Origin of the sequence: Phascolarctobacterium faecium DSM 14760, assembly GCF_003269275.1 — a bacterium.
GTDB lineage: Bacteria > Bacillota > Negativicutes > Acidaminococcales > Acidaminococcaceae > Phascolarctobacterium > Phascolarctobacterium faecium.
Window position 1 is genome coordinate 48,034 of the sequence record NZ_QLTS01000006.1, and the last position, 12,848, is coordinate 60,881.

Sequence of the window (12,848 nt, forward strand, 5' to 3'; positions counted from 1 at the left end):
TGAGTGAAAGAAGGTCGTCGTATGCAAAAAACTGCGTTGGAACATGATCTGCAGAAACTGGTTGAAAAAGCTTTGGCTTTAGGCGCTTCAGGCGCAAAAACAGTTGACGTTGCCAGTATCAGGACTGGGGCCTGGACACGCTGGAAGTGCCAGTTTGGTTGCCCTAATTATGGAAAAACATTGTGCTGTCCGCCATTTGTTCCTGATTATGCGGCAACGCAGAGGTTTTTACAGGAATTTATCAGAGGGATTATCATTCAGTACACTTTTCCTTTGAATGGGGTGGCGGTTGAAAATTTTGCTGCGGCCGATCTGTCAATGAGTAATGGGCTGCTGGAGATTTTATTAAACCTGGAACGGGAAGCCTTTCTGCAGAATCATTATAAAGCTTTTGCTTTAAAGGCGGGACGCTGTCGTTTGTGCAAAGAATGTAATTTAAAGCAGTGTGTAAATCCAACAAAAGCAAGACCCTCGCTGGAAGCATGCGGAATTGATGTTATGGCTTTGGCTAATGATAATGGTTATCAGGCGGAAATTCTGCAGGCGGCGGTTCCTGAACTGAAAATATATGGCCTTTTACTGGTTGAGTAAAATTATCTGCAGACAGTTCTGTTTTTTTATAGCATAAATTGTTTGTGGTGTATTATGATGTGTCTAAGCTTGACCCCCTTTTGTAAAAGGGTTATAATCAAATTAGTAAGAAAAGTGCGAAAATTAAGAACAAAATTAACTCAAAGGACAAGAATGGAGGGTTTTTATGAAAAAGTCAACTAAAATCATTTCAGCAGTTTTAGCATCACTGATGCTTGTTGCGGCAGGCTGCGGCAGTGACAAACCAGCAGAGAAAAAAGCCGGAGGACCGGAGGAAAAAGTACTGACAGTTTATTCTGCCCGCAGCGAGCAGCTGAATAATGCAGTTATCCCTCAATTTGAAAAAGATACAGGTATAAAGGTGAATCTTGTTGTAGCAGGTACCGGTGAAGTCCTTAAACGTGCTAAATCTGAAAAAGATAATCCGCTGGGTGATATTTTGTGGGCGGCCGATGAAACGATGCTGTCCTCTTCTAAAGATCTGTTTATGGAATATACTTCCACTGAAAACGATAAAATGATGGATGGCTTTAAAAATAAAGCAGGTGTTTTTACACCGGCCTTTGCTGATCCAACAGTTATGATCGTTAATACTGAGCTTGCTAACGGCATGAAAATTGACGGTTTCGAAGATTTACTCAATCCGGCTTTAAAAGGAAAAATCGCTTTCGGCGATCCTGTCAACTCCAGCTCGGCCTTCCAAAGCTTGATGGCAATGCTGTATGGGATGGGAAAAAACGGCGACCCGATGTCTCCGGAAGCGTGGGATTATGTTGATAAATTTATCGCTAATCTGGGCGGTAAAATGTGCAATAGCTCCAGTCAGGTCTACAAAGGCGTTGCCGGCGGCGAATATGTCGTTGGTCTTACCTGGGAAGACCCGGCAGCCAATCTTGTGAAAAATGGCGCTAAGGTAAAAGTAGTATTTCCGGTAGAGGGCGCTATTTTCCCCGGAGAATCCGTACAGATCCTGAAAAACTGTAAGCATCCGGAAAATGCTAAGAAATTTGTCGATTATATGCTTTCCGAAAAAGTGCAGAATGCTGTCGGTATGAATCTGACAGTACGTCCACTGCGTAAAGGCGCCACCTTGGCTGATTATATGACTCCTAATGATAAAATCAAATTAGCTCCTAACTATGATGAAAAATGGGTTTCCGAAAATAAAGCCAAGATTACTAAAATGTTCAGCGAGCATATGGAAAAATCTATGTAAGCAAGTGTAAATGTTATAAATGGCAAAGGGGACTCGCAGAGTCCCCTTTTGTCTGACTAAAATAAAAAGGCGGTTATTTTATGAGTGTAGCGATTACTATCGATAATGTCGTTAAGCGGTTTGGCAAGGATACTATTATCAACGGTTTGTCAGTAGATGTCCGGCCCGGAGAATTTTTTACGTTGTTGGGACCTTCCGGCTGTGGCAAAACTACGTTGCTGAGAATGATTATCGGCTTTAACTCTATCGAAGGCGGTACGATCAAAATAGATGACCAGATCATTAATGATATACCCACGCATTTGCGTAATATGGGCATGGTCTTTCAGAACTATGCTATTTTTCCGCATATGTCAGTTAAAGATAATGTTGCTTTCGGGCTGAAAAACCGTAAGGTAGCCAAAGAAAAAATGAATGCATTAGTCGATGAAATCCTGGAAACAGTAAAGATTGCCCATCTGAAAGACCGGATGCCGACGCAGCTTTCCGGTGGTCAGCAGCAGCGGGTTGCTTTGGCTCGGGCTATTGTTATTCACCCGCAGGTATTGCTGATGGACGAACCGCTGTCCAATCTTGACGCCAAGCTCAGAGTCGAGATGCGTAATGCCATCAAGATTATTCAGCAGAAAATAGGTATTACTACAGTTTATGTAACGCATGATCAGGAAGAGGCGCTGGCCGTTTCTGATCGGATCGCGATTATGAATAACGGTATCATTCAGCAGATAGGTACGCCAAAAGAAATTTATCAACGTCCGAACTGTGTATTTGTGGCTACATTTATAGGTCTTTCTAATATTCTGGAAGCGAAAGTCAAAATTACAGGCGCTGCTAAAATACTTGATTTTGGTGCTTATGAAGTGCCGATGGATAATTTAATTCCGGAAATATCCGCAGGCAGCAAAGTGCTGGTTTCTGTGCGCCCGGAGGAGTTTGAGATCTGTCTTAACAGGTCTGATGGGCTGACTGCCGTAGTCGAGCACAGCGTCTTTTTAGGTGTTACCACGCATTATTTTATGCGTTTGGAAAATGGGCAGGAAATAGAAGTAATTCAAAATTCAGGCGTTGAAGATACTATCCCCAACAAGACCACGGTACGTTTGCTGGTACAGCCGGCTAAGATCAATGTTTTTACGGAGGATGGGAATACTCCCCTGATAGTTAGGGGGAACCGCTGATGAATACTGCCAAAAAATTTAATCTTTGGATGGGCATCGCCCTGCTTATTCTGTGTTTCTTTATTATCTTTGTTGTTTATCCGCTGATTTTAATATTATATAAAAGCGTGATAGATCCGGAATCATCAAAACTGACGCTGGACTATTTTACTAAATTTTTTGCACGGAAATATTACTGGAGTACATTAGTCAACAGTTTTTATGTAACCGTATGCTCTACGATTATTGCTTCTGTTATCGGCTTACCGATGGCTTATGTGCTGCGCAGCGTCAAAATCCCCGGCAGTAAATACCTTAATATACTGATCGTTATTTCGTATTTGTCACCGCCTTTTATTGGAGCCTATGCATGGATTCAGCTTTTAGGACGTAACGGTTTTGTAACACAGATTATTAATTCGATTTTTGGCGTTAAACTTGACGGTATCTATGGGTTTGCAGGGATCGTTCTTGTTTTTGCTCTGCAGTCGTTCCCTCTGATTTATATGTATGTATCTGGGGCTTTGAAGAATCTGGATAATTCGCTGAATGAGGCGGCTGAAAGCCTTGGTCTGACCGCTTTTCAGCGTGTGCGTCAGATTATTCTGCCGTTAGTTATGCCGTCGCTTTTAGCAGGTTCGTTACTGGTATTTATGCGTGTTTTTTCTGACTTTGGTACGCCGATGCTGATTGGGGAAGGGTTTAAAACCTTTCCGGTATTGATTTATACTCAGTTTATGGGCGAAGTCAGCACCGATGACCATTTTGCTGCATCCTTGTGTGTGATAGTTATTGTTATCACTTTACTGCTGTTTTTCCTCCAGCGTTATATCGCCGGGCACTATTCCTATTCGATGACAGCGTTGAAGCCAATGGAAGCTGTAGAGGCCAAAGGCAGCAAAAAAATTTTTGCCTATCTTTTTGTTTATGGCGTTACTTTTTTGGCAATGCTGCCTCAACTGACGGTTATTTTTACATCTTTCCTTGAGGTCAGCGGCGGTGCTGTGTACACAGGTAATTTTTCTCTGCAGAATTATATGAATACCTTATTTGCTAAAGACAATAATTCGATTACCAATACTTATCTTTTTGGTATCTGCGCGATCTTTATCGTTGTTTTTATGGGTATTTTTATTTCTTATCTTACAGTGCGGAAGCGTTCCTACGTTACGGAAGTGTTGGATACGGTAACGATGTTCCCGTATATTATTCCCGGATCGGTTTTAGGTATCTCGTTCCTGTATGCCTTTAACAAGCAGCCGCTTATTTTAAGCGGTACGGCGCTGATCATTATTATTTCCCTGGCTATACGCCGGATGCCGTATACGATTCGTTCCAGTACGGCTATCATTACACAGATCAGTCCCAGTATCGAGGAAGCAGCGATCAGTCTGGGCGCGACAGAATTTAAATCCTTCTGGAAAGTAACCGTGCCGATGATGCTTCCGGGAGTTTTAGCCGGAGCGATTATGAGCTGGATCACCCTGATCAGTGAACTCAGTTCTTCGATCATTCTCTATACAAGTAAAACCAGTACGCTGACGGTAGCAATCTATACCGAGGTTATTCGCAGTAACTTTGGTAATGCGGCAGCTTACTCAACAGTACTTACTTTAACGTCAATTATTTCACTGTTAATCTTCTTTAAGCTTACTCATAATAAAGACATCAGTGTCTGACAACTATATAAAACAGTCAGGTGGTTAGACTGACTGTGGAATAAGTGTTGGCTCCGGTTTCCGTTTGCAGCGGAAACCGGGGCTTTAAGTACTACATTTTAATATATAAAGTAATTTTGCAAGGATAAAAGGCTAATATTATCTGTTTTACCAGCAAGACACAAATGGGTTTATTTACACGAAAAAGTAAATGTATTGCGGGGGAATATGGAGAAATTATATTCATGAAATTTGTTTAAACTAAAAGTGCAGACCATATTGGTCTGCACTTTTAGTTTTATAAGAATTATTTTAAGGTGATTTTATGTATTTATTCAAATATTGCTTCTGTTTTAAAGGCTGTGCCAAAGTCAGTAAAGTTCATGCTGGCGCCTTTAAAATCGGTTTGATTAAGCACTGCTTTGTCCAGCATAGCATTATTAAGATTGGCGTTCTGTAGCAAAGCCTGACTCAATGTAGCACCGGTAAGATTGGCATTGCTCAGATTAGCATTGTTCATTTTGGCGTTGAAAAGATTGGCGTAGACCAAAACGGCTTCGTGCAGATTGGTGTTGTAAAGCCAGGCATAAGATAAATTAGCCTGTGTAAGATCGGCTTCCAGACAATTACTGCTGTCAAGTGTTGCTTCCTGAAGATTTGTCAGATAAAAGACGGCAAATTGTAAATCGCAGTTGGCGAATTTAGCTCTGAAAGCATTGGCTTGTGTAAAATCTGCTGTTTTTAAGTCACTGCCGCTGAAATTTGTATAGTTCAGCTGTGCTGCTTTGAAACTGGTATTGGCAAGTTCAGCATCGGTCAGCACAGTTTTGGTCAGTACTGCTTTATCGAAAACAGCTCCTGCTAATTTTGTTTTAATCAGCCTGGCACCTGTCAAATTACTGCCGGTGAGATTTGCTCCGGTAAGATCCAGGCTGCTTAGATCAGCACCCGATAAATCACCGTAGGCGCAGCTGCCGCTGCTCATGAGCTGGTTAAGGTCAGAACTGTTATAGGCAGCTGCCGGCGTTGTAGTAAATAGTAAAGTCAGCAGCAGTCCGTAGAAAAGATTTTTCATAGTTATCTCCTTAAAATACATGTTAGTTTTTGTCAAGTAAAGCTGCAAAATCCCTGGGGTCATCAGGCAATTCTGGGATGATTTGCCAAGGGTTGTAACTTTTCAGCTCCTCTGTGTTATACGTAGAACCGGCAAGGATTATTAAACTGCGTGCTTTTATGGCTTGAGCACAAAGAATATCGTTAGGAGTATCACCTACAATGATAACGTTGTCTGGTGTAAGGTCAGGTTCGAGCAAATAAAGTCTTTGATAGGCTGTTTTTGCAAGCTCACAGCGGTCTTCACTTAACTCACCGCAGGCGCTGTAACGGCTGTCGAAGTATTGCGCGATCCCGTAATGCCGCAGTTTGGCAAAGGCACCGGCCCTAGTATTACCAGTGAGCAGACATGTTTTATAGTTCGTCTGCTGCTTGGAAAAATACTGCAGAGTTTCTTTGACGTTAGGCATCAGGCTGCCGTGATGCGAGGGCAAATATTTTTCCAGCAGCTGATGATAATGGATCAAAAGGCCTGCGGCGTCGGCGGCATTGCAGCTGCCCTTGATATCCTTTATTGTTTGTTTAAAGATAAAGGAGTCTGTCATTCCGGCCAGCGGATGAGAGAATTGAAAATTTTCGATGCCAAAGCGGCATTTGATTGCATCGCGCAAAGCGTCGACACCAGCTAATCCTGTTTTCAAAAGCGTACCGTCTATGTCCCAAAAAATATATTTCATAGTTTACTCCAAAATAGTTTAATTATATATTTACCTATTATTTTAACAGAGAATTTGCTCTAGGAACAGAAAAAAAGAAAAAAGCTGCCTGAAGGCAGCTTTTACATTGAACGTGGTTTCATCATAAGTTTAGAAAGTTTATTACCGATAGTACGGGCACGGCGTATAGTTTTGATGTTGGATTTACGGCGTGGTTTCATATCGCTTTCACTGCCGAAATCACCGCGGTCAAGGTAAGTGATCTTCGATTTGTCAGGATCAAAATAATTACGCAGGAAACGCGCTAATCCGTCTGGGTCGGCATCTTTGAAACAGGTGAAAACATCAATAGTGACAAAGCCAAGATCCGGATATAGATGCAGGGTCACATGACCTTGCTTGCAATGTGAAAAAACAGAATATTCGTTGATGCCTTCTTCGCAGTTGATATAGGTTTCCCGCGGCTGCATGGCGAAATCTGCGGCTGCGCTTTGAATGGTTGCCTGAACGCCGGAAGCGTCGCTTAAAAGCAGATCGCTGCAGTTATACATATCTATAGCTATTTGTGTTCCAATTGATTTCAAGGTAGTTCTCCTTTCAAAGAGGCGAGCTTTAATTTTTAAAATAAAATGTTGGTTGGAGTATAAACAACTTAATATATTATAGCTAAAAAATAGCTTGCTGTCAAAGTTTATTCATGGTTACAGGTGTGAAAAGAATATGGCCAAAAGTTTTGTTTTATTTGAAAACGTGTTATAATAAACGAGAACATTTGTTTTGTACGGTGGTGGAATAATGCAAGAATTGCAGGGCGTTATTGATAATATAGTTTTTCAAAGTGAAGATAACCAGTTCAGTGTTTTCAGGGTGAAAACTGACCATGAAGGTAAGGTAAGTGTCGTTTACCGGGGACCGGCTCCTTTTTTGGGAGAGTCGGTAGAGCTCAGCGGCAGCTGGGGCGAACACGCCAAGTTCGGCAGACAGTTTCGTGCTGAGGTCTGCCAGGCTATAAAACCTTCAACTACCGATGGTGTGGAGCGTTTTTTGGCTTCAGGTGCGGTCAGGGGCATTGGTAAAACTATGGCCGCCCGTATCGTTGAGCATTTTGGCTCAGATACGCTGGATGTTTTATCTTTATCACCGCATCGGCTGACCGAGATTTCAGGTATCGGCAGAAAGAAGGCCGAAGCTATTGGGATGTCTTATGCAGAGTTGTCGGATATGCGGGAATTGATGGTGTATTTGGAATCGCACGGCGTCAGTGCTAATTATGCACCGAAGCTGCAGGCGCAATATGGAGCTACGGCGATGAAAAGGATTCAGGAGAATCCATATAGCCTGGCTAGTGATATTACCGGTATCGGTTTTAGAACTGCAGATAAGATTGCCTTGGCGACCGGGATGGACGGCGCCTGTGAGGAACGGATTAAAGCCGGGGTGGAATATGCGCTAAATCAGGCTGCTTCAGCAGGGCATACCTGTGTACCTGAGGAGTTACTGCTGCGCGAAACAGTGAGGCTACTGCAGGTCAGTAGCAGCGTTGTCAATGATGTTTTTCAAAAGCTTTTGGCAGAGGACATGCTGCGTACGGAAGAAGTTGGCGGTTTACGGCTGATCTATCCTGAGTATTTGTATCAGGCGGAAGTTCAGACTTCTAAAAGGCTGCTTAAATTACGCGATCTGGCTGATGCGTTGGAAAAAGTCAATGTTGATAAGATTATTGGGCAATGGGAGTCTGAAGCCGGTATTGTATTGGCTGAGGCACAGAAAGAAGCTATTCATGCTTCTTTAAAATATGGTGTGTTTGTTCTTACAGGCGGGCCTGGTACAGGTAAAACGACTGTAATCAAGGGGATTTTGGCAGTGCTGGAAAAAGCTGGCTGTCGGATACTCCTGGCAGCGCCTACGGGACGCGCTGCCAGGAGGTTGGCCGATTCATCCGGGCATCCTGCGGTAACAGTACATAGGTTACTGGAATATACGCCGAATGGCGGCGGCTTTAACTTTGGCAAGAATGACGGTGATCCTCTGGATGCCGATGCAATTATAATCGACGAAGCTTCGATGCTGGATATTACGCTTACTTATCATCTGCTGAAAGCGGTTCAGGGCGGCTGTCGGCTGATTTTTGTCGGCGATGTCGACCAGCTTCCGTCTGTTGGTGCCGGATCTGTTTTAAAGGATATTATCCGTTCGCAGAAAATGCCTGTTGTAAGATTAGAAAATGTTTTTCGTCAGGCTGAGATAAGCCCTATTGTGCGTAATGCACATAGGATAAACCGCGGGCAGATGCCTGAGTGGGAGCCGAGCAGCGATTTTACTTTTGTAGAGATCGAGAATGAATTTGATGCGGCGGAATATGTGGCTAATATTTATGCTAGATTGACGCAGCAAAGTGACTGGCAGTCCGTACAGGTCTTATCGCCTATGCATAAGAATCCCTGTGGCGTTCAGAACCTTAACCATTTGCTTCAGCAGCGGATCAATCCTCCGGAGCTGAATAAAAGTGAGGTCAATACGCCTGGAAATGTTCTGCGGGCCGGTGATAAGGTGATGCAGATTCGCAATAACTATGAGAAAGAGGTTTTCAATGGTGATATTGGCAGGATCGTGTATATAAATGGCCGCAATGTTACTGTTGATTATCCTGAGCGTGCTGATGGTGAGTATGTAACTTATACACCTAATGAAATTGATGAATTGCAGCTTGCATACGCGATGAGTGTACATAAATCGCAGGGGAGCGAGTATCCGACGGTTATTTTGCTGATGGTTCCAGGGCACTATATCATGCTGCAGCGGAATTTGTTGTATACAGCAGTAACGCGTGCACGGCAGAAGGTTATTTTAGTAGGAACGAAAGCGGCGGTACAGACTGCGGTGGATAATGACAGAACGAGAAAACGTTATTCGCTGTTGGCGGAACGACTGCAGGAGCAGGGAGATATTTTTTAAGGACGTTATAAATTTAGGGAAAGGTGATGCATAATCACCCATGTTTATACGGTTGATAAAAAAATGGTATGCGCTGTTACTATCGGTATTTTGGGCACGAAAGTGCGCCGGCTGCGGTCAGATCTCTGAAGACGGTTTGTTTTGCAGTGTTTGCAGAGAAGTGTTATTGCAGCCTTTGTGGCTGTCGGGTCGTGAAGCTTTAGATGGTGTGGGGATGTTGTTCAGGTATAACGGCGCTTTAAAAACGGCATTACAAAATGTAAAGTTTAAGAACCGCAGGGATATTTTGGAGCTGTTGGCAGAAGAATGCTGCCGGATTAGTGTTGACGGCTGGCCGGAATTTCTGCGGAATATTTTAAGTAAGCGTGATGTAATGATTGTACCAATACCAACGTCAAGGCAAAGGACAAGAGCGAGGGGATTCGAGATCCCGCTGGTTTTATTTAAAAATACTGATGCCGAATATTGTTTGACTCCGGCTCTGACGAGAAGGCGTGAAACTGTTCCCCAGTATGATTTAAGCCCGCAGGAACGAAAAATGAATTTAGAAGATTGTTTTGCTGTTACACAAAATGTTACCGGTAAAACTGTGATTGTTGTAGATGATATTTTTACTACTGGAGCGACAATGGAAGAGGCTGCCCAAACTTTGAAAAATGCTGGAGCTGTAGAAGTTTATGGACTTGCCTTTTGCGGCAGTATCGAAAATTATGGACAAATACAATAAAAAACTTGCTGCCAGTGTCTGACAGCAAGTACAAGTAGTCGATATTATTATTTTTTTTGTTTGATAATTTTACTGGGAATAACTGATTGCATGAACGCTTTTACAACATTAGGGTCAAAATCAAGCCCTGCTTTGTTTTGCAGTTCGATAATTGCTTCGCTGTGTGTTTTCTGCCATTGCTGGGTGCAGGGATTAATAAATTTATCATAGTGGTCTGCTACAGAAATAATTCTGGCTCCCAGAGGAATGTTTACGCCTTTAAGGCGTTTGGGATATCCGGTGCCGTCCCATTTTTCATGGTGGGCATGAATGATGGGGATAATATGGCTGAAACCTTGGATATTTTCAAGCATGCTTGCGCCAGCCTGGCAATGCCGTTTGTAGATAGACATTTCGCGGGTGCTCAGGTAAGGGGCTTTCATAAGGATCATGTTGGGCACGGAAAGACTGCCTATATCGTGCAGCAATGCTGCGGTTTTGATACAGGAAACTTCTGCCGGCGGTAATCCCAGCTTGGCGGCGATGCTGGCAGCATAGTTGGCGACCTGCTGGCTGTGCATATAAAGCGCCTTATTCTTATGTTGTAGCATTTTCAAAAAGAATTCGCAGATTTCCGAAGTTTGTCCGTCGTCAGGAAAATCTAAGAATTGGGGTATGGCAATCATAAACAATCCGTCCTCATTCACATGGTGATAATAGTATACTACGAAAAAGTTGATTAGCAAAGACACTTGCAAAAATTTTTGCTTAATGTATAATTATAAATACAACTCAGGTCTGTGGTTGCAAGTCGAGGCCAGTTGCGGGCAAAACGATCCACGTAAGCAATCAAAGTATTGTGAGCACGGCGCAGCTTAGAAGTAAGTCCTGCCGCAAAGGCGAGAGGGGTAGTAGTGGGGAGCTCTGAAAAGCTTATGAGCGAACCCTCCAGCAGGCGAGTGTGGGGGCGAAAACCAGGTCAGCTGAGTTGTCTGTGAAATTTGTACCGTTATTAAAAATAACGGTATTTTTTTATTGCCTGCCGTGATATTTAGTACTATAATAAGAAAATATTATAAATAGAAGCGGTTGGAAAGCTGCTGAATTGATTTGGAGGGGTAAAAATGAAAAAGATTGGATTTTTAATGATGGCTTTATTGGCAATGCTTGCATTGCTGGCTGCCGGCTGTGGCGGTTCACAGGAAGCTCCCAAGAAGGCAGAAACGGAAAAGGTATTAAGGGTTGGTACCGAACCGGCTTTTGCACCATTTGAGTTTCAAAAAGAAGGCTCGGATGAATTTACTGGCTTTGATATGGATCTTATTCGTGCTATTGGTACGAAGCTTGGTTATAAAGTAGAGATTTCTTCTATGGGCTTTGATGCTTTGATCCCGGCGTTGAATTCAGGAAATATTGATGTTGCGATCGCTGGGATGAGTATTACTGATGAACGTAAAAAAGTAGTGGTGTTTTCTGACCCATACTATACTTCTGGCCTGATCGTAATGGTAAAAAAAGATGATGATACAATCAAAGGCTTCAGTGATTTGGAAGGAAAACGAATTGCTGTGCAGATCGGGACCACAGGAGCTAATAAAGCAGGCGAAGTTAAAAATGCCAAGGTAACCGCGTTTAACGACAATACTGCTGCTGCTATGGAACTGAAAAACGGCGGTGCCGACGCTGTAATTAATGACAGCCCTGTTTTGAAGTATTATTTGCAGCAGGGGGGGAGCGCTGACGCAAAGGTTGTCGGTGCGGTCATGAATTCGGAGGACTATGGTATTGCAGTAAAAAAGGGCAATGATAAGCTGGCTGCTGAAATTAATAAAGCTTTAGCCGAAATGAAACAAAACGGAGAATATGATAAATTATATAAAACATGGTTTGGTGAAGAAAAGAAATAATATTCGTATAACTTTAGGTTGCGCCAGGCCGTTTTTAGTTATATAATTAACAAATATAAAGGGCTGCGTGTTGAGTGCAGTCCAGATATTTTTCTGGAGGTTGTAAAATGAAAAAATATTTACTTATGGCAATGGCTGTTTTAGCAGCTTTGTCCTTAATGGTAGCCGGTTGCGGCGGCAAAGAAGAAGCTAAAAAAGCTGAACCTGCAAAAGTTCTGCGTGTGGGCACTGAACCTACTTTTGCACCGTTTGAATTCCAAAAAGAAGGCTCTAAAGAATATACTGGTTTTGATATGGACCTTATCCGGGCCATTGGCAAACAGATGGGTTACAAGGTTGAAATCATGAATATGGGGTTTGATGCGTTGATCCCTGCATTGAGTTCCGGTAATATTGATACCGTAATTGCTGGTATGAGTATTACTCCTGAGCGTCAGGAGGCAGTACTGTTCTCCGCCCCTTATTACAGATCCGGTTTGGTAGTTATGGTACAGAAGAACAATGATACCATTAAAGGTATCGAGGATTTGGTAGGTAAAAGAATTGCTGTCCAAATCGGTACTACCGGCGCAGCTAAAGCAGAAAGCGTAAAAGATGCCAAAGTAACGGCATTCAACACGAATACAGAAGCTGCTATGGAATTAAAGAATGGCGGCGTGGATGCTGTTATCAACGACAGCCCGGTAGTTGGCTATTATTTGGCACAAGGCGGTAGTGCTGATGCCAAAACTGTAGGCGATGTGCTTGAAGCTGAGGAATACGGCATTGCAGTTAAAAAAGGCAATGATAAATTAGCTGCTGAAATCGATAAAGCTCTGGCCGAATTGAAGAAAAACGGCGAGTATGACAAGATTTACAAAACCTGGTTTGGTGAAGTAAAGAAATAATA

General features: G+C 42.9%; 12 protein-coding genes. 8 read left to right on the top strand and 4 right to left on the bottom strand.

What is annotated here, in order from left to right:
* Window positions 1-21: 21 nt before the first annotated feature.
* The 4 genes from C8D73_RS07600 (at window position 22) to C8D73_RS07615 (ending at window position 4,643) form a co-directional block, all read left to right on the top strand.
* Window positions 22-591, top strand: a complete 570-nt coding sequence (locus tag C8D73_RS07600) for a DUF2284 domain-containing protein (RefSeq protein WP_021717977.1) — start codon at window positions 22-24, stop codon at window positions 589-591.
* Window positions 592-802: 211 nt separating this feature from the next.
* Window positions 803-1,807 (top strand): extracellular solute-binding protein, encoded by a 1,005-nt coding sequence (locus C8D73_RS07605; RefSeq protein ID WP_370843891.1) that lies wholly within the window; start codon window positions 803-805, stop codon window positions 1,805-1,807.
* A gap of 80 nt (window positions 1,808-1,887) precedes the next feature.
* Complete coding sequence (locus tag C8D73_RS07610; protein ID WP_113077805.1) at window positions 1,888-2,985, top strand: ABC transporter ATP-binding protein; 1,098 nt, start codon at window positions 1,888-1,890, stop codon at window positions 2,983-2,985.
* On the top strand, window positions 2,985-4,643 hold the full coding sequence (locus C8D73_RS07615; protein WP_046430198.1) for an ABC transporter permease: 1,659 nt from the start codon (window positions 2,985-2,987) through the stop codon (window positions 4,641-4,643). The genes C8D73_RS07610 and C8D73_RS07615 overlap by 1 nt, the downstream gene beginning before the upstream one ends.
* A 310-nt stretch (window positions 4,644-4,953) precedes the next feature.
* On the opposite strand, the gene C8D73_RS07620 is transcribed toward C8D73_RS07615, so the two are convergent.
* The 3 genes from C8D73_RS07620 to C8D73_RS07630 form a co-directional block, all read right to left on the bottom strand.
* On the bottom strand, window positions 4,954-5,697 hold the full coding sequence (locus tag C8D73_RS07620; RefSeq protein WP_170123187.1) for a pentapeptide repeat-containing protein: 744 nt from the start codon (window positions 5,695-5,697) through the stop codon (window positions 4,954-4,956).
* A gap of 22 nt (window positions 5,698-5,719) precedes the next feature.
* Window positions 5,720-6,412: an HAD family hydrolase gene (locus tag C8D73_RS07625; RefSeq protein WP_021717972.1), complete on the bottom strand. Its 693-nt coding sequence runs from the start codon at window positions 6,410-6,412 to the stop codon at window positions 5,720-5,722.
* A 101-nt stretch (window positions 6,413-6,513) separates the two neighbouring features.
* The gene (locus C8D73_RS07630; protein ID WP_021717971.1) at window positions 6,514-6,975 is read right to left on the bottom strand and encodes an S-adenosylmethionine decarboxylase family protein; all 462 of its coding nucleotides are present in this window, start codon (window positions 6,973-6,975) and stop codon (window positions 6,514-6,516) included.
* A 211-nt stretch (window positions 6,976-7,186) separates the two neighbouring features.
* On the opposite strand from C8D73_RS07630, the gene recD2 reads away from it, so the two are divergent.
* Window positions 7,187-9,346 carry an SF1B family DNA helicase RecD2 gene (gene recD2, locus C8D73_RS07635; protein ID WP_113077807.1) on the top strand — a complete coding sequence of 720 codons (2,160 nt, stop codon included), beginning with the start codon at window positions 7,187-7,189 and terminating at the stop codon, window positions 9,344-9,346.
* Between the two features lie 40 nt (window positions 9,347-9,386).
* Entirely contained in the window at window positions 9,387-10,073 is a 687-nt protein-coding gene (locus tag C8D73_RS07640; protein WP_113077808.1) for a ComF family protein, read from the top strand.
* A gap of 47 nt (window positions 10,074-10,120) precedes the next feature.
* Here the strand turns inward: C8D73_RS07640 and C8D73_RS07645 are convergent, their stop codons facing one another.
* The gene (locus C8D73_RS07645; RefSeq protein ID WP_370820557.1) at window positions 10,121-10,744 is read right to left on the bottom strand and encodes an HD-GYP domain-containing protein; all 624 of its coding nucleotides are present in this window, start codon (window positions 10,742-10,744) and stop codon (window positions 10,121-10,123) included.
* Between the two features lie 432 nt (window positions 10,745-11,176).
* On the opposite strand from C8D73_RS07645, the gene C8D73_RS07650 reads away from it, so the two are divergent.
* Both C8D73_RS07650 and C8D73_RS07655 read left to right on the top strand, forming a co-directional pair.
* A complete protein-coding gene (locus C8D73_RS07650; protein ID WP_113077809.1) occupies window positions 11,177-11,959 on the top strand; it encodes a basic amino acid ABC transporter substrate-binding protein in 783 nt (260 codons plus the stop codon).
* A 107-nt stretch (window positions 11,960-12,066) separates the two neighbouring features.
* Window positions 12,067-12,846, top strand: a complete 780-nt coding sequence (locus tag C8D73_RS07655) for a basic amino acid ABC transporter substrate-binding protein (RefSeq protein ID WP_021717966.1) — start codon at window positions 12,067-12,069, stop codon at window positions 12,844-12,846.
* Window positions 12,847-12,848 lie beyond the last annotated feature (2 nt).